At 48.5% G+C, this 20,648-nt stretch carries 24 protein-coding genes; 7 read left to right on the forward strand and 17 right to left on the reverse strand.

The window, feature by feature from the left end:
* Positions 1–97: 97 nt before the first annotated feature.
* Positions 98–301 carry a cold-shock protein gene (locus EML15_RS09590; protein WP_144275170.1) on the reverse strand — a complete coding sequence of 68 codons (204 nt, stop codon included), beginning with the start codon at positions 299–301 and terminating at the stop codon, positions 98–100.
* Positions 302–568: 267 nt separating this feature from the next.
* Here EML15_RS09590 and EML15_RS09595 point away from each other — a divergent pair, with 267 nt between their 5' ends.
* Positions 569–2,965, forward strand: coding sequence for a DEAD/DEAH box helicase (locus tag EML15_RS09595; RefSeq protein ID WP_144275168.1), 2,397 nt, complete (start codon positions 569–571; stop codon positions 2,963–2,965).
* 35 nt (positions 2,966–3,000) lie between these two features.
* Here the strand turns inward: EML15_RS09595 and EML15_RS09600 are convergent, their stop codons facing one another.
* The 10 genes from EML15_RS09600 to EML15_RS09645 all read right to left on the reverse strand — a co-directional run bounded on the left by EML15_RS09600 (position 3,001) and on the right by EML15_RS09645 (position 10,913).
* Complete coding sequence (locus EML15_RS09600) at positions 3,001–3,336, reverse strand: Rv3654c family TadE-like protein (RefSeq protein ID WP_185967232.1); 336 nt, start codon at positions 3,334–3,336, stop codon at positions 3,001–3,003.
* 7 nt (positions 3,337–3,343) lie between these two features.
* The gene (locus tag EML15_RS09605; protein ID WP_255456006.1) at positions 3,344–3,634 is read right to left on the reverse strand and encodes a hypothetical protein; all 291 of its coding nucleotides are present in this window, start codon (positions 3,632–3,634) and stop codon (positions 3,344–3,346) included.
* A 210-nt stretch (positions 3,635–3,844) separates the two neighbouring features.
* The gene (locus tag EML15_RS09610) at positions 3,845–4,036 is read right to left on the reverse strand and encodes a DUF4244 domain-containing protein (protein WP_144275164.1); all 192 of its coding nucleotides are present in this window, start codon (positions 4,034–4,036) and stop codon (positions 3,845–3,847) included.
* Positions 4,037–4,176: 140 nt separating this feature from the next.
* Positions 4,177–4,824: a type II secretion system F family protein gene (locus tag EML15_RS09615; RefSeq protein ID WP_144275162.1), complete on the reverse strand. Its 648-nt coding sequence runs from the start codon at positions 4,822–4,824 to the stop codon at positions 4,177–4,179.
* Positions 4,821–5,621: a type II secretion system F family protein gene (locus tag EML15_RS09620; protein ID WP_185967231.1), complete on the reverse strand. Its 801-nt coding sequence runs from the start codon at positions 5,619–5,621 to the stop codon at positions 4,821–4,823. The genes EML15_RS09615 and EML15_RS09620 overlap by 4 nt, the downstream gene beginning before the upstream one ends.
* Complete coding sequence (locus EML15_RS09625) at positions 5,618–6,709, reverse strand: TadA family conjugal transfer-associated ATPase (RefSeq protein WP_144275158.1); 1,092 nt, start codon at positions 6,707–6,709, stop codon at positions 5,618–5,620. The genes EML15_RS09620 and EML15_RS09625 overlap by 4 nt, the downstream gene beginning before the upstream one ends.
* 5 nt (positions 6,710–6,714) lie before the next feature.
* Entirely contained in the window at positions 6,715–7,929 is a 1,215-nt protein-coding gene (ssd, locus tag EML15_RS09630; RefSeq protein WP_144275156.1) for a septum site-determining protein Ssd, read from the reverse strand.
* Positions 7,930–8,105: 176 nt separating this feature from the next.
* The gene (locus EML15_RS09635; RefSeq protein ID WP_144275154.1) at positions 8,106–9,572 is read right to left on the reverse strand and encodes a hypothetical protein; all 1,467 of its coding nucleotides are present in this window, start codon (positions 9,570–9,572) and stop codon (positions 8,106–8,108) included.
* Positions 9,573–9,957: 385 nt separating this feature from the next.
* On the reverse strand, positions 9,958–10,317 hold the full coding sequence (locus EML15_RS09640) for a DoxX family protein (protein WP_144275152.1): 360 nt from the start codon (positions 10,315–10,317) through the stop codon (positions 9,958–9,960).
* Entirely contained in the window at positions 10,314–10,913 is a 600-nt protein-coding gene (locus EML15_RS09645) for a TetR/AcrR family transcriptional regulator (protein WP_246858246.1), read from the reverse strand. The genes EML15_RS09640 and EML15_RS09645 overlap by 4 nt, the downstream gene beginning before the upstream one ends.
* A gap of 332 nt (positions 10,914–11,245) precedes the next feature.
* Here EML15_RS09645 and EML15_RS09650 point away from each other — a divergent pair, with 332 nt between their 5' ends.
* From EML15_RS09650 to EML15_RS09660, 3 genes are all read left to right on the forward strand, one after another.
* Positions 11,246–11,839, forward strand: a complete 594-nt coding sequence (locus tag EML15_RS09650; RefSeq protein WP_144275150.1) for a DJ-1/PfpI family protein — start codon at positions 11,246–11,248, stop codon at positions 11,837–11,839.
* A gap of 130 nt (positions 11,840–11,969) precedes the next feature.
* Positions 11,970–12,449 carry a hypothetical protein gene (locus EML15_RS09655; protein WP_144275148.1) on the forward strand — a complete coding sequence of 160 codons (480 nt, stop codon included), beginning with the start codon at positions 11,970–11,972 and terminating at the stop codon, positions 12,447–12,449.
* A gap of 10 nt (positions 12,450–12,459) precedes the next feature.
* Positions 12,460–12,777, forward strand: coding sequence for a transcriptional regulator (locus EML15_RS09660; protein ID WP_144275146.1), 318 nt, complete (start codon positions 12,460–12,462; stop codon positions 12,775–12,777).
* A gap of 209 nt (positions 12,778–12,986) precedes the next feature.
* Here the strand turns inward: EML15_RS09660 and EML15_RS09665 are convergent, their stop codons facing one another.
* Entirely contained in the window at positions 12,987–13,667 is a 681-nt protein-coding gene (locus EML15_RS09665; RefSeq protein WP_144275144.1) for a hypothetical protein, read from the reverse strand.
* Between the two features lie 113 nt (positions 13,668–13,780).
* Between EML15_RS09665 and EML15_RS09670 the strand changes: the two genes are divergently transcribed.
* Both EML15_RS09670 and EML15_RS09675 read left to right on the forward strand, forming a co-directional pair.
* Positions 13,781–14,284: a phage holin family protein gene (locus EML15_RS09670; protein WP_144275142.1), complete on the forward strand. Its 504-nt coding sequence runs from the start codon at positions 13,781–13,783 to the stop codon at positions 14,282–14,284.
* 15 nt (positions 14,285–14,299) lie between these two features.
* Positions 14,300–15,232, forward strand: coding sequence for an alpha/beta hydrolase (locus tag EML15_RS09675; RefSeq protein WP_144275139.1), 933 nt, complete (start codon positions 14,300–14,302; stop codon positions 15,230–15,232).
* A gap of 7 nt (positions 15,233–15,239) precedes the next feature.
* Here the strand turns inward: EML15_RS09675 and EML15_RS09680 are convergent, their stop codons facing one another.
* From EML15_RS09680 to EML15_RS09700, 5 genes are all read right to left on the reverse strand, one after another.
* Positions 15,240–16,433: a MarP family serine protease gene (locus EML15_RS09680; protein WP_144275534.1), complete on the reverse strand. Its 1,194-nt coding sequence runs from the start codon at positions 16,431–16,433 to the stop codon at positions 15,240–15,242.
* 125 nt (positions 16,434–16,558) lie between these two features.
* Entirely contained in the window at positions 16,559–17,308 is a 750-nt protein-coding gene (locus tag EML15_RS09685) for a CoA pyrophosphatase (RefSeq protein WP_255456005.1), read from the reverse strand.
* A complete protein-coding gene (locus EML15_RS09690; protein ID WP_144275137.1) occupies positions 17,308–17,880 on the reverse strand; it encodes a TlpA disulfide reductase family protein in 573 nt (190 codons plus the stop codon). The genes EML15_RS09685 and EML15_RS09690 overlap by 1 nt, the downstream gene beginning before the upstream one ends.
* Before the next feature lies 1 nt (position 17,881).
* The gene (gene nth, locus EML15_RS09695; RefSeq protein WP_144275135.1) at positions 17,882–18,694 is read right to left on the reverse strand and encodes an endonuclease III; all 813 of its coding nucleotides are present in this window, start codon (positions 18,692–18,694) and stop codon (positions 17,882–17,884) included.
* Between the two features lie 10 nt (positions 18,695–18,704).
* Positions 18,705–19,340 (reverse strand): TetR/AcrR family transcriptional regulator, encoded by a 636-nt coding sequence (locus EML15_RS09700; protein WP_144275134.1) that lies wholly within the window; start codon positions 19,338–19,340, stop codon positions 18,705–18,707.
* Positions 19,341–19,448: 108 nt separating this feature from the next.
* Between EML15_RS09700 and EML15_RS09705 the strand changes: the two genes are divergently transcribed.
* The gene (locus tag EML15_RS09705) at positions 19,449–20,516 is read left to right on the forward strand and encodes an ABC transporter permease (protein WP_144275132.1); all 1,068 of its coding nucleotides are present in this window, start codon (positions 19,449–19,451) and stop codon (positions 20,514–20,516) included.
* The last annotated feature ends 132 nt before the right edge of the window (positions 20,517–20,648 follow it).

The following is a 20,648-nucleotide window of genomic DNA, read 5'->3' on the forward strand; positions in this document are numbered from 1 at the left end:
TATTGTTGCAGTTTCCCGCCCCACAATATGCGCTTTTCGTATTGCGCTCATGCCGTAGCGTGCAAACTGTAGTGTGCACAAAGCTCACTGATATGTTTTAGAGTGCACGTACCTGCTGTGCCTGTGGTCCTTTTGCGCCGTCGCCGATCTCGAACTCAACACGCTGGTTTTCTTCTAGAGTACGGAAACCATTACCAGTGATTTCAGAGTAGTGTACGAAAACATCTGCGCCCCCATCTTCAGGCGCGATAAAACCAAAGCCTTTTTCAGCATTAAACCATTTCACAGTTCCCTGTGCCATAAAAAATCCTCACTATATGTGTATTACTCGGTGCATTACCGAATTGCGGTGGGTCGATCATCCTCACAATGCGTAAGACACCACAGGCACTCAAGTCAATGGAACCCGCAGATCACTTTCGTAAAAATAATGCTCATCCATAAATCAAAGCGATTTAAGACAAGCCTTAGCGACCTCTTTCAGTCTGCCACGTTTATAATCACTTGGATACGTCGTTAGTGTTTTATGTGGATAAAATGCGCTCACCTGCACTGAAAGTAATGGACTATGCATGAAAATAACCCCGTATTGGGGGATCAGCTTGGTATGGAACTCACCAGAGCAATCACCGAAGCGCTGCCACATTCCTCTTACACCCACATTGCGCACTTAGCACCACGGCCTGCTCGCCATAGCCAATGGGCATCATGGATTCAGCCAGCGCTTATTTCGTGGCTTTACGACGCCGGAATCAGCAAACCTTATCAGCATCAAATGGATTGCGCCGACGCTGCTTTTGCTGGGAAACACGTCGTGATTGCTACTGGAACATCATCAGGAAAGTCATTAGGGTATCAGCTACCAATTCTGTCCACTCTCGCCACTGACCCTACTGCCTGCGCTATCTACCTCACACCAACCAAAGCACTAGGCGCGGATCAACTTGGAGCTATCACTGCGATGACCAGCGCGATTGAGGAATTATCCGATGTTCATCCTGCTCCTTATGACGGTGACACCCCCACAGATGCGCGCGCAGCCATCCGGGAGCATTCTCGATTTATTTTCAGCAATCCAGATATGCTCCACCATGCGATTTTGCCCAATCACGCTCGCTGGGCCAGACTATTGCGACACGTAAAGTACATCGTTGTCGACGAGTGCCATTCTTATCGCGGTGTTTTTGGCGCCCATGTGTCTTTAGTGTTGCGAAGATTGTTGAGAATATGTGCTCGCTATGGCGCACAGCCAACAGTGATTGCTGCCTCTGCCACCAGCAATGATCCTGCAGCTCATGCCAGTAATCTCATTGGCGCTCAGGTTCATGCAGTAACTGAAGATTGTGCCCCCACAGGAGCACGCACAATCATGTTGTGGGAACCAGGATTGGTTAATGCTGCCGAAAATACTGCTGAGATTGCTGCGGCAGACGATACCGACGCTGATTCTCGTGTTCAGACTAAAGCGGTTGCACCCATTCGGTACTCAGCTTCACATGAAACAGCAGAAATTATGGCTGTTCTGGTAGCCGAGGGAGCACGAACATTAAGTTTTGTGCGTTCCAGGCGCCAAGCAGAGATTGTTGCCCTGCGCTGTAGCAGCATTTTATCCCAGAGAGATCGTCCCGATCTTGCTGAGCGTATTGCCGCATATCGGGCAGGATATTTGGCTGAGGAGCGTCGTAAGTTAGAACGTCACCTTGACGACGGTACTCTCCTTGGCGTTGCCTCCACTAATGCCCTTGAGTTAGGGATTGATGTTGGTGGTTTAGATAGTGTGGTTATGGCTGGTTATCCTGGCACTGCGGCAAGTTTTTGGCAGCAGGCAGGGCGGGCTGGGCGTCGAGGGCAAAGTAGCCTTATTGTTTTGGTGGCCAGGGACGAGCCTATGGATATGTTTTTGATTCATCATCCACAAGCATTATTAGAACGCCCGATTGAGCGAAATATCTTTGACCCTACTAATCCACATATCCTTGTGCACCATGTTTTATGCGCTGCATTGGAAGCACCCCTCAGTGATGCAGAGCTTGCTGCTTTGCAGGCTGAACAGGTGGCAGCTGATTTGGCAGAGCAAGGATTGCTCCGACGACGTGCCGCAGGCTGGTTTACCACCTTGCCGCCACATTCTCCGGATCCTCATGCTCAGGTGTCTCTTCGGGGCAATGAGAGCGATTTTGTCATTGTGGACTCAAGCGATGGTCGTATTTTGGGTTCGATAAGTAGTGCGCAAGTTTTTGCCCAAGCACACCCTGGCGCGGTGTATTTGCACCAAGGAGAGTCGTTTTTAGTAGAAGATCTCGATATAGCGGGCAAAATTGCTTTAGTAAAACCCGAAACCCCTGATTACATCACGCATTCACGCTCGACGACGAATATCCGTGTCCTTTCTAGCCCCGATCAACAGCATATAAGCAATCCTGCACCAGGAATCTGGATCTCTAATATCGATGTTGAGGTTACGACCCAGGTCATCGGTTATTTTCGATCGTATTTTGATGGCAGTTCCCTTGGGTTGATTCCTTTGGAACTTCCGCAAAGTCAGTTACGTACTCGAGCTGTGGCATATACAGTAGATCCCACGTTACTTTCTGCTTGTGGTATTGCTGATGTTCCTGGTGCTCTTCATGCCGCAGAACACGCCGCCATTGGTATGCTCCCGTTGATTGCCACGTGTGACCGGTGGGACATTGGTGGGGTGTCTACTGAGCTTCACTCTGATACTGGATTGCCGACTGTTTTTGTTTATGACGCTCATCCAGGTGGTGCTGGTTTTGCTGATTGTGGTTTTGAGCATTTTGGTGATTGGATTGCCGCGACTTATGCTGTGATTGATTCCTGTTCTTGTGAAAAAGGGTGCCCCTCATGTATCCAATCACCTAAATGCGGCAATGGTAATAATCCACTGAGCAAAGCCGATGCCTTATTGCTCCTAAAAGCATTGTTGAATGCCACTCAAGCCTAAAGCTCACCGTGTGTGACGACGTGACAGTGTGATGACTAGTGCACCGGACCTGCTCGGGAGGACGCCTGCACTTTTTCTATTTCGATGCTGATTTCAACATCTTCTCCTGAGCACACACAAGAAACCAGGAGTGCGTCATTATCATGTGCTACTTCCTCAGCGCGATCACAGGCTGAATTACCGGCATAGAGTGCATATGCTCCTGCTACTGCTGATACGTCGGCAATGACTTTTGCTTGATGTCGATGTATTACGCGCGTACTCATAGTTATGCACACGATAAAGATACTCATGCATACAAAGATCATCGCTATTGCAACAATCGTGACATTACCATCTTGATTGCACACAATTTTTCTTTGGCGTTGCATTAACCTCCTAAAACTGTTCTTTAGGAAAGACAACACTGGACTGAACATCAATAAAAAATGCTGGAACAGTTGCCGTAACACTAATCAATTCCCCTTGTTCTTGCACACGTACCTTGCCATTGCTCGGCGTGTATTCTATTCCGATGCTATAAGCGCGCGCTGCAGCACCAGCAATATCAACAGCACTGATATATGCTCCGATAGTAAAAAGGGCACCAACAAGCAAAGACACAAACATCATCATGACAGCCATGACCAGTGCTGATTCCAGAGTCACCATGCCGTTATCTCTACCCACACACGATAGTCTCGGTGAGCTGAGCACCTTTGACCACCACCGCACTCTCCATTGCTTGAGTAATGTGTTTTGTATTTTTCTGCTGATATCCGTTGAAAATCGAGTACAAAAAGTATCCGCGTTGACTATCTGGTGCCGCATTACCTCCCCTTTCTCAATCCCCTGTTATGTTCACTTATTGCTCACTGATCGCGTAGTAACCCACGACGGTTATGAGGGACGTTTCGACAGTGCATCAGTGATAATTGACTCAATCGCATCTGAAACTGTACCACTGCTGACCACCATATATAAGGCAGCGGCTAATGCCATTGCGGCAAGTGCTCCCATTGCATATTCTAATGTGGTCATGCCTGCGTCATTGCGAAAGAGCTCGCGTAACCGTGTCTGGATAATGTTCATTGCTTATTCCTTTCTCATTCTTTGGTTTTTAGTTCTTTGAGTTCTTTAATTTTGTTGTGGATGTTATGTAATTCTTATGTACTGTTGAGCATTCGTTACGTCCCCCTAATCTCTATAACCGCTTATCTACTTGCAGCTGCTTATAACTGCGCAATCCCAAGAGACACCACCAATGGAACGAGCCCCAGAATAAAAAATGCAGGTAGAAAGCATAAAGCTAGTGGTATGGCGATAAGCACTCCTGCACGTTGCGCCCGAGCAGTAGATTGTGTTTGAGCTTGTGTACGTAATCGCTGAGCGAGCCTAGTACATCCTGTGTGCATGGCACTTCCAGATCGATGAGAGTTACGTGCAATGCTCAATAGTTCTGATAACCCATCTACTTGAGCCAAAGGTTGCCATGCTCGTTCACCATTCATTCCCAAGGCGAGTAATTGGGCTACTGCTTGCCACTGAACAATATGTGATTTACGCGCCACTGCAGCTGCCGCAGCACTGTGACTCATCCCTGCACTAATACAGGAAGCGTAGAGATCGACATCAGCAGCACAATCAAGCGGATGTGTATGGTTTTTATGTCCTGACACCAATGCCACCCAGCGCTCACACCATTTCTGCATTCCAACCGACCTTTTGCGACCTCCTCTGGTGCGACTTCCTTTGCGCTCATCGTGGTTTGGTTCGTCTCTGGGATTAATGCTGTGGGTAATAAGTAAATGCCAGCGCAATGCCCGGGAGGAATCCCATAGCAATAGTGAACACGCTATTGCACAGCAGAGTGTAATCATGGGTTTCCTTTCTTAACGGAATCAATAATTTTGTGCGACACTTCTATTCCGGCGCTCAAAAACAACACTCCGACGACAAGCAGCACCCCACCTATGCCTCCGCCAAAGAGGAAATCTAGAGCATTGACCCCTATGGCTAGGCCCAAGAGCATTCCTACTATTGGCAAAATACTCACAATGATTGCGGTCAATTGTGCCCCTTGTATATCTGCGGCAACTAATCGTTGGAATTTTTGCTGCTCATCAAGGTATGTTTGCACTTGGTTAAAAAGTGGCACTTGTGCAATGCCATGCCGGTGAGATAGCTCCCATACCGCGGCGATACGAGCGAATGCTGGAATCTTATGGGCGTATTCTTCTAAAGCCTGTACTCCTGCTAATGCTCCTGCGGCCCGCGCTCGTTTTACTGCTACGCGAACCCGTTGCGCAATTGTTTTATGCGAGGTTTCTGCTGCTGCTTTCCATAACCCCTGCTCAGTAGTAGCACCACTTTCTAATTCGCCAACAAGGACAGCCATAAATTGTCCCATATGTTTTTGTGCATAATTATGCTGACGCTGAATGAGAATTGCTTTCGTCACCCGGTACAGCGTGGCGCCAAGAATTGCCACAGACAGAGCAATGCTTATCCGTTCTGTAGAGATAATGCACAACCCTACTATCACCACTGCTAAACCTATTTTTTGGATTTGTGGCACTCGGTATTGCTTGTCGCCAGTCCTTATTCCTGCACGAAGCATACTATGCGGTGCAGTGATAAGCATGGATCCAGCCAGGCACCATAATGCTGCGTTCATGTGTTTTTCTCCCATATCACTTTGATTTGCGTCGGGTTGCCAACTAACTCACCTATTTGTTGAAGTTTTCTTCCTTCTGGTGTTTTCTTCATCATCAATACGACTGGTTTTGCTGCCGCTAGTTGTGAATGCAATGCACTGCGGGATAATCCTCCTAAAGCAGCTAGTGCCTCTAGGCGTGCTGGCACTTCATGTAAAGAATTAGCGTGTACTGTTCCTGCACACCCCTCATGTCCGGTATTGAGCGCAGCAAGGAGATCAACCACCTCTGCACCACGAATTTCACCCACGACGATACGATCTGGCCGCATTCTCAGTGCTTGTTTCAGCAAGTCTGTCATGGTTATTTCTCCCTTGCCTTCGGTATTTTTTGCGCGTGTCACTAAGGAAATGCAATGTGGGTGTTCTGGTTTCAGTTCTGCTGTATCTTCGATACAAATAATGCGCTGTTTAGGCGATACCCTGGACAATAACGCACCAAGTAGCGTGGTTTTTCCACTTCCTGTGCCACCAATAACTAAGAGGGAGCGTCGTGAGTCTATTATTTGTTCCACGATACGTTGCGTCTGTGGGCTAAATGTGCCGTATTGGCATAGGTCATCTAGACCTGCCCGTGACTGTTTGAGTACGCGCAAAGAAATACACGTTCCGGTGTCAGATGGCGGGCTAAGGATCGCATGGACTCGCAAGCTACTGCCATCTTGTCGAGCTATTCTGCCGTCGGCGAAGCACTGTGCGTCGTCGAGTCTGCGCCCTGAGGCATTGAGCAATCTGGTTGCTAATTGCCTGACCGCGTTGTCGTCATCGAACTGTATCGCTGCACGTTCTAAGCCATTACCACGATCAAACCAAATATCACAAGCACCATTGACCACTACATCCGTGACGCCAGGTAACGCCACTAGGCTTTCTAATGGTCCGATACCGTCTGAATCGTGCCTTATTTTTCGTAGGATTTGGAATACATCACGGTCACTCAACACACCACCAGCGACGTCGCGCACAAGACTACCGAGATCAGCAGGATTACCTTCTTCTGCTATACGACGCTGCACTTGTTCAATAATTTTCGCATAACCACCGCTCATTGTGATTATCCCTCCGGCTGTAGATGATCAAGTACGTGCGTAGCTGCTTTGGTCATTGCGCGGGGAAATTTTCCAGAGAGTCCAGTAGTTTCCGTGGTTTTTGCCAAAGCGGGAAGTTTAGGTATTTGGGCGCATATGGGTGCTTTGAGCAGGTACTCCATATCAGCTGTATTCATTCCCGACCAGCCTCTATGCACTAACACAACTGCTATGCGTATTTTTTGTGCATTTAACTGTTCAATGAGCACTGATGCCGAAGCAGCTGCACGCACTTCAGCTGGCACAAGGAGCACACATAATTGTGCAAAATCAATTACAGTGTGAGTGATATCTGTAGCTACCGGACAGTCGACGACCACGCTGGCACATCCACATAAACTCTCTAGCACGCCCGAGACTGCCTGCGCTGATATATCACTTGCAATACCTCGTGCATGGCTAAGCACACGCACACCAGATGAGCACTGCGGCAAAGCTGCCACCAGGTCTTTCCCGGAAATCGTACCTTGGGTAAAAGAGAGATCTGGCCAGCGTACTCCCATTTGTGATTCAATGCCCAGAAGTAAATCCAAGCCACCCGATAGAGGGTGCGCATCACACAGTGCAACCTCACTACTCGTGGAGTGAGAAAGAGAGTGCGCAAGACAAGCCGCGAAAGTCGAGGTACCAGCACCACCACTAGCACCTAGGACTGCAATCACAGGACTATCATGCGCGCTGTGGCTATTGGGGTTTTGCCCTAGTGTCTCTAAAAGTTCTAGCTCTTGAGCAGGTAACACAAAGACATCATCGCTATGTATTTTCATAGCTAGTTGCCAATCTATTTCTTCCGATTCGGTAGCAAGAAGAAAAATACGAGCAGACGTGTGGAGGGCAGCTTGTTGCACCAGTTTTTGCGCATAGTGAGTGTCGATAAGCACAACCGACGCCCGACGAATATGCCGAGAAAATTCTTGTTCAGGGTGCGCTAGCTCAATATATTTGCGTCCAGTAGCAGCGACTGCGTTAAGGACATCAGGCTTGAGTACCGGGTCTTTGATAGCAACTAATACAGGGTATGCGCTGGTAGGTGAAGTTATAGATGGAGCCACTGCAGATTCTACGTTCACACGGTTTCCATGCCGCGAATGTTCGACTAAAGCTGAGCTGCGAACCACAGGATACGGTCGGGAAGCAAGAGGTCGAGTGCTGAAAACAGTTTTGCTGTGTGCTTTTGTCATGTCCCACAGTGTGCCGCGTTTGCGCCGCAATTCCTAGATCATGCAACCATCCCTGTGAATAACCCTCGCTTTTGTTGATATATCAGCGTTATTGTTGTGGATAACCTTGCTATACAGCCTTAAAACCAAGAAAGCCCTTACAAAAATGTAAGAGCCTTCACGAAATATCTTTGCGACTACGCAGCGCGCAGGTGACCACCAGTAGTAACTTTAGGACGGTCTTTCTTCGCTACAGTCTTAGCCTGCTTAGCGACGTTATCCTTAACGCTTTCAGAAATAACGGTCTTAGGTTCAGGCTTAGATTCTGGCTTAGAATCGGCAGGTTTGTCCTCAGGTTTTTCTTCCTTATCCTCAGGCTCTACAACAGTAGTAACAACCTCACCCTGCTCTGTGTCTGTGTCAGGCACAGTTGGTGGAACAACAGGCTTAACCGGTTCCTCACGTTCTTCAGGACGATCAACCGGCTTCACAGGTTTCTCCTGCTCAGGTTCCTGTGGTTCTTCACTTGGAGTTGGTTCCTCAGATTCTTGAGGTTCCTCGCTAGAGGTTGGTTCTTCGGAATCAGTTGGTTCCTCTGTTTCTTTAGAAGGCTTAGTAGGCTCAACCTCCTCTTCCTCAGAAGGCGTTGGTTCCTCAGACTCTACAGGCTCCTCACTAGGCGGCACCTCAGAATCCTCATCAGGACACAACGTAATATGCTGGAAACCCTGGTCACAGTTATCCTCACCACCAAGCAACGGACCAAAATAATTCACCGCAGGATTAAGGCGAAGATTAAACGTCTGCGCATACTTCCGATAACGATCACCAACAGTAGCCTCAATATCACCACCAATCGTATCGAAACGACCAATATCTGCTGTCACAGCACACGCACCCACACCAGTCACACCATGCTTCGAGCCTTGATTCTCGTATAATTCCACAATCTTTTTACGAGTATCCTCAGACTGCTCAGCAGTTGTCACAGGAGGCAACTCACCCGTACGACCCCACTCATAATCTTTCAAGTCCTGACACCCCTCTTCAACATTACCAGGTCCAAGAATCTCATCAGAGCACTTCCACAGCATATTCTCAGCGCGAATCGGCACATACGTATCATCACCAACCGCTTCCACAGTACCGGTGACCTCAAAGGTATAAACACCCAGCGCGTTCAAGCCGATTTGGTAGAAATCCCAATCAGGCTGCTCAGCAAAAGACGACGGCTGAACCCCATATGAATTCTCTCCGGGCACCTCTGATGCAGATGCATTGCTCAAAGAACCATGAAGATTCTTCACAAACGACGACACCTTATACGTGTCGTTATCTGTTAGTTTCTCCACCGAATCAACAATCGGAACCTGATACTCTACTTCTTTGGTAGGAACATAACTATCATTACCCCACCCAATGATTTTTTCTTCAGGTAGCGGATTACCATCCAAATCTTCCCAATAAGTTTTCTCAGGATCTTCTCCCTGAGCGGCATCACCCATATGCCATTGCACATTAGGCATATGCGTCAACTTAATCGACACATCTTTGACTGTGGATGGGATCATGATTTGCGCACCACGAGAGGTTTGGATGTGATCCTCAGACATCACCAAAGGTGACAATTGGACCTGCCAGGTGACCTGTGTTTCATCCCCCACTTGCTTTACACAGGTAGAACCAGTGTCACAGTTCGCACCACCCCAATAGCCATGAACATTACTAGGCCCGCCAAGGTCGCTACCACTACCGTCGTCTTGACTAGCTAATACTGAGGGGGGGGGGCTAGAAAACCCGCACCAAGCATACTTACGGCAGCAACCGCCGCAGCACGCTTAGCAAAACGATTCAACAACATTATTTCCTCTATTCTCCTAGGAAAAGAACAAAAATACTTTCCAAGCCATCCTCAGCCACAAAACACAAAGCTGAGAAAAACCTAAAAGCATTTCTCATCATAACCACAGAACCTGAGACATACCAATGGACAATGCGCCAGATTATCCTTCGCATTGATAAACGATGAGATTTTCGTCGAAAGTTTTTTTATGAGTAAAGCATAACCCCCAGCACCACAATAGAGAGCGCAAGCATACCGAGGCAGTTGAGCCAGAACTCGGTACCAAGGAATTTAGCTTTTATGTGCGCAATTGCCGCAGCAATGAAATAGGCAACAACTGCAGCTGTGGTAGCAATCCCCACCCCAGGAATCCATATCCCGACAGTAAGACCAGCAACAGCAAGAGTTTTAATATAGATCAATATCCACCACCACTGTCGGGGCAGGTTGACACCTCGAAGGCATTTTTCAATAAAAGGCAGAGGTCGAATCGACATCAGTATGTCGCCAAGCAAAACAAGGGCAAGCAGGATAGGTGCCCATAGGGGCTGTGCGTCAATAATCATTGGGATACTCCAAAAGCGGTTTCTAGGCGGGTAATTGTTCTTTGGGCTTGAACATGGAGTTCTTCGTCGTTATGTAAACCGGCGGCCCATTCAATGAGTAAGCCAAGGTAGGTGTGATAGAGGATCTCCCCGAACTCTGTGGCTTCTTGTGCTGAGAGAGTGCTGTTGCTCAGGCGTGATTGGATTTCGTTCAGGAGTAGCTGTTTTAGAGATGTCAAGGTTTCGCTGTGATCGGATTCCTCGATGAGTGCGGCGCCAAAAGCTCTAGAGAGTTCCTCATGTCCCGTGAACATCGTGAGAAAAGGGGTTATGACTGACAGAAGATCAGTGGATTCTCCGTGTATTTCTTCGTGTATTTCCTGTATTGAGTGCCCAATGGTTTTGATGAGTATGCTGCGTTTATTGCCTACTCCCATGACTGTCCCCACGCTTACTCCTGCGTGAGTGGCTATATCTCGAATGCTGGTGTTGGCGTACCCGTTTTTAATAAATAGTGTGTGCGCTGCGTGTAGAACTTTCTTTTGTGTGGCTTCTTTTTGTGCTTGACGACGTACCGACAGGTTTTCTAACTGAACTTGTTCATTGAACATATTCATTATGGTAGCTTATATGGAGTTTTATAACAATACCTTTTCAACATTCACCACGGAACACGCCCCACCATCGGAACCATACTGCCCTTGATAAATCAATCTTCCATTTTTACCAAATTTCTAAAGTAGACTGCACCAAAATCCTAAAGTATGGGATATTGTTGCGGCGCCAACAATTACTAAACAATTATTCAACAACTCCAAACAACTATCCTGAACTGCAATTTTATGTATTTTCCACCTCAGTAAATAAGGGTCAAAGAGCACATAATTGTTTTGGGGCTCAAAAATGGAGAAAACAATTACCTGGGAAATGTGTAGGTTAAAGTAAAACCATGCCACCCACCCGCATTTCCATTATCCTTTTCAAGGATTTCGAGCTTCTTGATGTGTTTGGTCCAGCAGAATTCTTCTCACACGTCGAAAACTTGGGCGTCGAATTCCTATCCCCAGACGGACAACCCATCGCAAGCTCACAAGGCGTGGAAATAATCCCCGACGGTTCCTACTCACAGATAAGCGGCGACGTCCTCATGGTTCCAGGAGGGCTAGGCACCAGATCCCTAGCCACAGACACACATTTTCTACAGGAGCTCCGGAAACTAGCGCACAGCACCACACTGACACTATCGGTATGTACCGGCTCCGCATTGCTTGCCGCAGCAGGATTATTAGACGGCTACCGCGCAACCAGCAATAAACAGGCTTTCAACTGGGCACGCTCCCACGGAACCACCGTGGATTGGACATATAAAGCCAGGTGGGTACATGATCGCGGCATATGGACATCCTCGGGAATCGCAGCTGGAATGGACATGGCGGCAGCCTTCGTGGCGCATTATTTCGGAGAAAACACCGCCGACAATATCGCCCAAAAAATGGAATTACGCATTTCCAAAGATCCTGATAGTGACCCTTTTGCGGTGTGACTATCACACATAACCATCACCCCACCCCTTGTTTTCCATTGTGGAAAGTGTTATATTTTCCATTATGGAAAGTAAATGAGTTTTACTTTCCTCACATAAAACGCTCAAGAAAACACCAAAGGAGAACGTCGTGAGCGACACATATGAGGCACTTCAATTCGACAACCACCACAAAAGAAAAATTGCCAGCAGGAAAAGCAGTCACCCAGTCATCATCGCCATTTTCGGCATACTCATTGCAAGCTGCACTTTCCTATACAATTTCTCAAAACTTTATACAGAACAATCATGGTCATGGATTGCAATAGCATCCCTATTCGCTTTGGTCATCATCTTCTTTATTGCACAAGCACTCCAAACCAGCGCTAGTGCCGGATTACGTAGCCGCGCAGCTGGACAATCATCACAAGGATCAAGCACCCTGAAGTTCATCATCGGCTTTGTGCTCATCATGGTCATGGTGTATGCACCAACAGGTCTGGCAAAAATACTCAACCCTTTTCCGCTATGGGCGCTAGTGATCTGGTCGATCATTGCAGGTATCTGTGCCGCTATCATCTATAAAACCGGTATGCTTAATCGTCGTAAGTTCATATCCCAAGGGGAATAATCACAGCACCATGAATGACTTTGCCCAGTTAGATCCAATCATTCATCCACTTAATCGTTTTAAGATCTGCTCTATCCTCAACACATATGGTGCAACCGAAGACACAGAAACCCATATGCAGTTTTCCGTATTACGGCTCAAAACCGGCCTATCCGACGCCACCCTATCGAAACAGTTGAGCATTCTGGAAGAAAAGAACTACATCAGCAGGTTTCGGGAATACGGCTCTTCTCGGAAAAAAGATATTGTGTGGATTACACTCACGCAACAAGGCAAAAAAGCATTCGACGCTCACCTAGCAGCTCTCAAAGAGCTCAGTGGGCTTTAAGCCTCGCTACCAACCAGGGAAATTAAAACGACCCGCGCAAGGGGGGGTAAACGCGCGGGTCGCAATTCCCGGTCACAGGGGGGCGGACCGGGGCAGGCCACACTGTATATCGGGGCCTTGCACGAGCAATTATTACATACACCACACACAAACGCAACCAACAGTGCATATAATCCACACAATCCAATACCGAGTTCTATATTAGGCACTTAGATAGTGCTCATTGTCTGAGCAATTCCTTCCCCCTCAGCAGCTCCCGCAATATAAGCCTTAAAATGATGTTCCAAAAAAGGCACCAAGGCCTGTTCCGTCATATCACTAGCACCTAACTGATTCACCAGGCGCACATATTCTTTACTATTGCGGTGATAATACACTTCCGGAACACATAGCCCACGTGGATCAAACCCACCTGCCATAGCACTCAGCCGCATAGCAACCCTGGCAACAGTGCCACTACGCTCGCCAAAAAATTCTCGAGAGGCGATCTCACCATGCACCAAAGCAGGAACGAGAACATGATCAGAATGCATCGTAATCATGCGTGCCAGCAAAATAAGTCGCTGCCCCTCACGCACAGGTTTAGCATCCCCACCAGCAAGAGCGTCGATACGCGCCAATACTTGCAAGGGCGCACGCACAAATGTTTGCACACTCTCTACCACCACCCCAGGCGCTAAAACACTATAGGCGCTCATAGCCACATGCTCACTCATGTGTGGGCTTAGAAAACAATTCAGACGAGCACCCCGCACAATAGCTTCTGAACTGGTAACATCGGAACGTCGTAAGTTGATGCGGGAACGATGAACAGCATTAACCGCCTGTGTTGCCTGAGCAATGAGCGGCGCAACACGTAGGTTCTGAGCTAAATGTTCCAGCTGATTCATAATAATTTATACTACGAATCCACAACAATTAATGCTAGGAGTTCACTTTATAAGCGAATTCGTGGCACCATATATACTAACTGCACTTTTTATTCATTGGAGGGACTCCACTCGTGAGCAACAATAACGGTCTTTTTACCGACGGCGCTGAAACATTCAACGCACAAGTTAATGCCATTCCACTAAGCGACGTAGACGCAACCAACAACAAATCCATTGGTGCACTCGTGAGCAACGCGACCTCACAAATTTCCACTCTTGTACGTTCCGAAATCGAACTCGCAAAAGCAGAAATTGCTGGCGAAGTTAAAAAAGGTGCCATCGGTGGCGGACTCTTTGGCGTAGCGGGAACCATCGCACTATATAGCTCTTTCTTCTTTTTCTTCTTCCTCGCAGAACTTCTTGCAGACCTATGGCTACCACGCTGGGCTTCATTCCTTATCGTCTTCGTATTCATGCTCGTCCTAGCTGGTCTATTCGCATTCATCGGATTGCAAAAAGTAAAGAAAATTGGCGCACCAAAGAAAACCATCGAAAGCGTCGGCGAGCTCAAGAGCCTTGTACCTGGTCAGGCTCAGGCAAAACTAGAAGCTAGCAACCGCGGTATGTATAGCTAAGGGCAGATATCACCTATGCCCCCAAAGACGAGCGACTTAGCCCACAAAACGCTCACGCCCCAAATCGTAGCTCTCGACGGCTACCAGCATCAGTCTTTACATACCCGGGGCATTAGGCTCCATGCAGTTACCGCAGGAGAAACACACAATCCACTCATTGTGCTATTGCACGATTCTTATAGCGGGTGGATTGATTTTCACCGTAGTCTGCAACCACTAGCAGACTGTGGTTTTCATGTAGCAGCACTTGACCTACGCGGCTATGGGCTTTCCGATAAACCCCCGGTCACCTATGGTATCCACGATATTCTTGGCGATATCTCTGGTGCCATTCGCACTCTCGGCCATGATGATGCCCATATCATTGCAGTAGGCGCTAGTGCTGCAATCGCCTGGATCCTCAGTGGCACCAACCCCAGTCTTGTCCGCAGCATGATTAGCGTCGACGGGCTCCATCCCTGTGACCTTCGACTTGCCCTATCACGAGCACCGTGGTCATGCAGCGAATTTATCCGAGAATCCCTACTAGCATGGTTACCTTTCCCGGTAAGCAACAAACTCTGGCGCTATAAAAAACACATTCTTACCAAGAACCTACGTGCGCTGACTAGCGCGCAATATCAACTCAGCCCCTATTTCAAGCAGGATCTCGAGCTACGCTGCAATGCCATGTCCATTGACTCAACATTCCCAGCAGTCATGCAACTACTGCGCCTGCAAATAGCACCTGTACCACTAAAATGGCGCAATATCGACGTTGCCGTTCCCGTTCTAGCCATTAACGACGGCTCACGCAGAAGCATGCACTTGCTGCGCCAAGCACAAAAAAGAGCGACCGGTGTGTTCATTCAGCGCAATGTTCCCGGAGCAAATCTACGCCCACACCTTGAAGCACCCCATGCTTTTGCCGCTGTAGTTTCTGGTTTTATCAACCGAGTAGACCGATAGTACACTCCTAATTTGCTACGCACTCCCCGGTAGCCACTGTATTTGTCAAGGTAGAAACATCACCAATGGCGTCTTTGACCTCCTCAGCAGTAAGTACATAGCCTATATCGCTAGTATCCATAGAAGCACCAAAAACCACGCCGAGAACTTCACCATTCATATTGATCATTGGCCCACCAGAGTTCCCTTGGCGGATATTGCCGCGAATCTCATAGGTATCACGTTCAACCCTGCCAGAAGCATAAATATCTGGCCCGGACACAAGAATTTTATCTGCAACACGTGCAGGAGAAGCCTCAAAAGGACCAGAGAGCGGAAAGCCCATCACTATTGCGTCGTCAGCACTTAGGGCTTCTTTCTGCGCCCATGACAAAGCAGGTAATTCTAAATCATCACTTTCAATGACAGCAATGTCGAGTTGCGGATTGTAATAAACCACCACAGCATCTTTCATCCCCATCACTGTGTCTAACTGCACATGATCGGTACCGGCAACAACATGGGCATTAGTAATCACATGACGCTCGTCGAGCACAAAGCCTGACCCCATGAGTCGGCGAGCGCACTGCTCAGCCTCGCCAATGACATGAATAACCGACGGGCGGAGTCGATCCACCAAAGCAGGATCTGCAATGTCAAGGTCCGGTGCTGGCACGGTTTTCGTCGAAAATTTGCTCAGTGGAGACACCAAAGGAGGCAGCCCTGACTCATCAAGCATAGAGGAGATTTTGGCAGGCACGTTATCAAGAAAAGACGGCACATAATTATTGATCTTCTCAAGTGTCTTAGACGTCTTTATGCCAGTAGCCACCGCGCCAGAGACACCAGTGGCAAGTGGCACTGCAATGATCCAGAGCACAATCACGGCACAGAAGCATTGAAAAATAGCGCCAATAATAGAATCGAGTTTGAGCGTAGATTTCCATCGCACCTGGTCACGTAGGGAATTACCCAATAGACCACCAAGCAGATTCCCCAGACCAACAAGGAGAGTCACAACACTGAGCAAAATAACAAGACGCAAAGGCAAAGAATGAATCTTCTGCGCAATGACCGGCACTAACGCCGCACCACAAATCAGCCCCGCAAGTACCCCAACAGTGGAAAGTATCGACACAAATGCGCCTTGCCGCCACCCAAGCACGAATGACAGTGCTACCGCAACAATGATAACGCAATCGACGATAACCCCTGAGCCAATACTCACAAGCTCATACTTCCCTTCTCACAGCATCTGTATCGTACAACTCTAATCTCCTCAGCTACGAAGTCGAGTATGCACAACCAAAAAGTGCAGATAAATCCTCAATTGACCACAAAAATTTGCTAATATCCACTGCTCTCATTATTTTTAGACCGCGCCAAAACCTGCGCCAAGGGATATATGCGCTCGCGCTGCCACGGCTGTTCCCACCCAGCGTGTTGGATAAGTGCCGAAAGCACCAAAGCGGTAAAACCCCAAATTACATATCCCTCATAGAAAAACGCATCTCCCACCCAAGAACCATAACTCACCCGAAACCGCTGCTCAGGGTCGATAAGGTGCGCTAGTTTGGCGTGGAATACGTCGTCGGTTTCTGCATAATCAATAACACCCACTGCTGTTTCTTGCGCAGCAAAACCAAGAACCGGACGCACCGGGTACTTAGTGGCGCGAATATACGTTTGGGGCAATAGTGCCAATGGAGTAACACTCATACGGTCAAGCCCTGTCTCCTCCCATGCTTCACGCAACGCACAATCCACTTCGTTGAGATCTGTGGAATCCACACGCCCGCCAGGAAAAGAAATCTGCCCAGAATGACTCCGCAAAGACGGCGAACGATGCGTCAGCAACACCCTCGCATCTGCTGGTAACTGTCGCGCATGAGCCTCCCCGCTCAACAACACTAAAACCGCAGCTTGCTTAGCATGATTTTGCACCATAGCGCCGAGTTCCCGATCTGCATGAAAATGCTTTTCGACGACACCCAAATCGATATTTCCCATTAAGGTTCCAAGCCATGCTGGTCGCTCCTGCGGCTGAAGCTGTGTGTTGCGCCCTGGACGATCTGGGATATCTGGTCTAATCAGCACTACGATGCTCCTGCGATAAGTGAGGCTACTGCTTGTTCTAACTCAGCATAATCAGTAAAGGCTTTCGCCTGATACCCCAACATGGTGCCACGCTCATCAAAAACAATGGTGATGGGCACAACCGATGGCAATCCCAACGCGGCGGCAAAAGTACCCCGATCATCGTGATATGAGGGCAACTCCACGTTAAGATCAGTGAGCAGTTGTGCACCAGGAGCTGCTACTTTATCCGCGTGCACCCCGATCACATTATATTCTGGATGTTCATTGCGTAGCTGATCGAAAAGTGGTAATTCCACACGACACGGCTGGCACCACCATGCCCATAGGCTCACCACTGTGTACTGTGCCTTTGACGTGTTGGGCACGCTATCTGCACCAAGGCAAGGCAAAGAAACCGGCAAGGCAGTTTCCGGGCATTCCGGTCTAGGAGCAATCGCAGCGCTTGGCTCAGCGCTGTTGGTTTTCGTCGTTTGTGTGGTGGAAAAATACTCGCGGTTTAAGAAGAAAAACAACAGGGCAAGCCCCAAGACAAAGACAAGGCTGGAAAAGAAAATAGTTTTTTTCGGCATCCTAACCTACCCCACCTATACCAGCTAAATGGAGTAAATGCTCCCGGTTATCTCCTTTTACCAGGGTTTCTGCCTCAGCTGGCGTCGTAGGTCCTAAGCCAAAACTAGGACAATCCTGCGCAATAAAACACGCGCCGCAAGCAGGTTTGCGTGAATGACACACTCGCCTGCCATGAAAAATGACGCGATGGGAAAACATAGTCCACTCACGTTTTTCGATAATTTCAGCAATCTCGTGCTCGACTTTAACCGGATCCTCTTGTTCAGTGAGTTTCAGTCGACGCATCAACCTGCCAAAATGCGTGTCGACGGTCAAGCCTGGTTTATCAAAAGCATTACCGCGAACCACATGCGCAGTCTTGCGCCCGACGCCAGGCAAACTCATCAGTTCCGCAAGTCCAGTAGGAACCTCGCCGCCAAAATCACTCAGCAGCTTTCTGCCCATGCCGATCAAATGCGCTGCCTTTGCCTTATAAAAGCCAGTAGGTTTGATCAGTTCCTGCAATTGGGTTTCGTCTGCGGTTGCATAAGCTGCTGCCGTAGGAAAACGTCGAAAAAGCTCAGGGGTGACCTGATTGACCCGCACGTCTGTGCACTGGGCAGACAAAATCGTGGCGACGGTAAGCTCAAGCGCATTAGAAAAATCTAGTTCCGCGCGCGCATGAGGATACCCCTGAGCAAGTTCTCTATTGATTTTGCGCCCACGACGAACTTTTGCCAGCTGCGTCTGCCCCGTTAACGCCGAATGCGCCCCCACTTTTACCCGCTCTATTGGTGGCGCGGTAGCAGGTAATGGCAGATGAGATGCAGACATGAACTCTACTCTAATTCTTTGCCGCGTCTTTCTCACATTGATGTTGACGCAGAATAGGTGTTTCTACCTCTTTGAGGATTTTCTCTAGGGCTGCTGCGAGTGTGTCAATGTCTGCATTGAGCACGGCATGCTGCACTAGTAGCCCTTGGATGAGTGCAATGATTGCTTGCACTATTTCTTGAGCTTTCTCCTGAGCATGTGGGGTTTTTTCTTGCTCGTGCCATTGGGTGAGGTAGTTTTCTAGGGCTGAGTGGAATTGTGTAAATACTCTTTGCACAATTTTTTTCATTTTTTCATCACTCAGGGCTTGTCCCCATACCTGCACGGCGCTGATTCCTATATCTGTGTTATCGCCGTATGTGGTGCGAAAAAATTGTGGCAGCATTTCTGAAGGGGCTGGAATGTGTCCGTTAAGGGGGGTCTCTAAGACATCGAGTTTATCCACCAGTATTTGCTCTACTGCTGCCTCAAATAGTTCGTCTTTGCTGGCGAAATAGCCGTAGACGGCCCCTGCTGATAGTTCTGATTGTTTAATGATTGCCGCCATAGAGCTTGCTGCGAAACCATTTTTTTGGATAACGGCGACGGTTGCGTCGATGATGCGTTGGCGTTGTGCTTCTTGACGGGCTTTGGTGAGACGAGGCATAGGGGCATTATAAACACACCCACAAAAAGAACGTTCATTTTGCTTGTTAGACGCGGTAAGGTTATAGTCATAAACAGAACATTCATTCTTTTTGTGAAAGGTTGCCCCATGACCACCAAAAACCAGAGCTCATGGACAAAAGTTCTGTCCATCGGACTCCTCGCCTCAGCAATCGTGGCAGTCATCGCCCTTGCCATCAGCTGGCCCAGCGTGACATCATCACCCAAAAATATCCCGGTGAACGTCGTCGCATCTGAAGAATCATTCCAGACCATGACCCACACCCTGGAATCAACAGGAAAAGAACTCCCTTTTGAGCTCACCCGCGTTGATTCCCGTGCTGAGGCTGAAGAAAAAATCACAACCCGCCAGTCCTATGGCGCATTCATTCTCCCCTCCCCAGAACAACCCACCCTGGAAGTGCTCACCGCACCTGCGGCAAATAAAGCCATTGCCACAATGATCTCCACCGCAGGCGGACAAATGCACAAAATGAGCGTCGCAGCAGCCATGCAGAAAATGCAGAACGCCCCAGCAGCACAGCCTGTAAACCCGGAAATGCTCAGCACCCTCACTCAATCCGCACTACAAGACCCAACGATCACCGAAGTTGTGCCTCTCACCAGCAAAGACCAACAAGGTAGCGGCATGATGTACGCATTCCTCCCGCTACTTATCGGCGGTCTTGTCGGTGGAGTGCTAATCAGCCTGAAAATCTCAGGGATATGGAACCGAGTGCTAGCACTTGTTGTCTTTCCAGCGCTGGAAGCACTCACTATTTTGCTCATCATGCACAACTGGTTCGGACTTCTCCCACAAGCAACCTTTGCACTGTGGGCAGGCTTAACGCTGGCTATTAGCGCAATCAGTAGCTTGGTTGTGGGACTACACTCCCTCAAAGGCGCAGCTGGTATCGGCATTGCCGCAGTGCTCACCATGTTCATTGGTAACCCTATCTCCGGGGCAATGCTGCCACTAGAGTTCCTCCCCTGGCACTGGGCAACAATCAGCTCATGGCTTGTCCCCGGAGCAGCGCAGCAACTACTACGCAACCTCAGCTACTTCCCAGACGCAAGTAACGCATCTTCATGGATTGTCTTAAGCATCTGGCTTCTTGGTGGGCTGGCGCTACTAGCTCTTTCAGCTACCAAAAAGAAAGCAGCCTCAGAAAATTAACCCCAGACTGGGCGAGAAAAGTCACGTCTAGTGAACAGTTGTGGCAGCAAAGTGCATTTGTTACATATTTCATAGTAGTATGAAGAGGTAACCATATAAACATTCAATGTGGCGTATGGGCACAATATGACA

This window comes from Corynebacterium sp. sy017 (genome assembly GCF_017918135.1).
Taxonomy (GTDB): Bacteria; Actinomycetota; Actinomycetes; order Mycobacteriales; family Mycobacteriaceae; genus Corynebacterium.

What these genes read in the sequence shown, in the direction of transcription:
- EML15_RS09590 (WP_144275170.1), bottom strand. Translation starts at nt 301, where the DNA reads ATGGCACAGGGAACTGTGAAATGGTTTAATGCTGAAAAAGGCTTTGGT.
- EML15_RS09595 (WP_144275168.1), top strand. Translation starts at nt 569, where the DNA reads ATGCATGAAAATAACCCCGTATTGGGGGATCAGCTTGGTATGGAACTC.
- EML15_RS09600 (WP_185967232.1), bottom strand. Translation starts at nt 3,336, where the DNA reads ATGCAACGCCAAAGAAAAATTGTGTGCAATCAAGATGGTAATGTCACG.
- EML15_RS09610 (WP_144275164.1), bottom strand. Translation starts at nt 4,036, where the DNA reads ATGAACATTATCCAGACACGGTTACGCGAGCTCTTTCGCAATGACGCA.
- EML15_RS09615 (WP_144275162.1), bottom strand. Translation starts at nt 4,824, where the DNA reads ATGATTACACTCTGCTGTGCAATAGCGTGTTCACTATTGCTATGGGAT.
- EML15_RS09620 (WP_185967231.1), bottom strand. Translation starts at nt 5,621, where the DNA reads ATGAACGCAGCATTATGGTGCCTGGCTGGATCCATGCTTATCACTGCA.
- EML15_RS09625 (WP_144275158.1), bottom strand. Translation starts at nt 6,709, where the DNA reads ATGAGCGGTGGTTATGCGAAAATTATTGAACAAGTGCAGCGTCGTATA.
- ssd (WP_144275156.1), bottom strand. Translation starts at nt 7,929, where the DNA reads ATGACAAAAGCACACAGCAAAACTGTTTTCAGCACTCGACCTCTTGCT.
- EML15_RS09640 (WP_144275152.1), bottom strand. Translation starts at nt 10,317, where the DNA reads ATGATTATTGACGCACAGCCCCTATGGGCACCTATCCTGCTTGCCCTT.
- EML15_RS09645 (WP_246858246.1), bottom strand. Translation starts at nt 10,913, where the DNA reads ATGAATATGTTCAATGAACAAGTTCAGTTAGAAAACCTGTCGGTACGT.
- EML15_RS09650 (WP_144275150.1), top strand. Translation starts at nt 11,246, where the DNA reads ATGCCACCCACCCGCATTTCCATTATCCTTTTCAAGGATTTCGAGCTT.
- EML15_RS09660 (WP_144275146.1), top strand. Translation starts at nt 12,460, where the DNA reads ATGAATGACTTTGCCCAGTTAGATCCAATCATTCATCCACTTAATCGT.
- EML15_RS09665 (WP_144275144.1), bottom strand. Translation starts at nt 13,667, where the DNA reads ATGAATCAGCTGGAACATTTAGCTCAGAACCTACGTGTTGCGCCGCTC.
- EML15_RS09675 (WP_144275139.1), top strand. Translation starts at nt 14,300, where the DNA reads ATGCCCCCAAAGACGAGCGACTTAGCCCACAAAACGCTCACGCCCCAA.
- EML15_RS09690 (WP_144275137.1), bottom strand. Translation starts at nt 17,880, where the DNA reads ATGCCGAAAAAAACTATTTTCTTTTCCAGCCTTGTCTTTGTCTTGGGG.
- nth (WP_144275135.1), bottom strand. Translation starts at nt 18,694, where the DNA reads ATGTCTGCATCTCATCTGCCATTACCTGCTACCGCGCCACCAATAGAG.
- EML15_RS09700 (WP_144275134.1), bottom strand. Translation starts at nt 19,340, where the DNA reads ATGCCTCGTCTCACCAAAGCCCGTCAAGAAGCACAACGCCAACGCATC.
- EML15_RS09705 (WP_144275132.1), top strand. Translation starts at nt 19,449, where the DNA reads ATGACCACCAAAAACCAGAGCTCATGGACAAAAGTTCTGTCCATCGGA.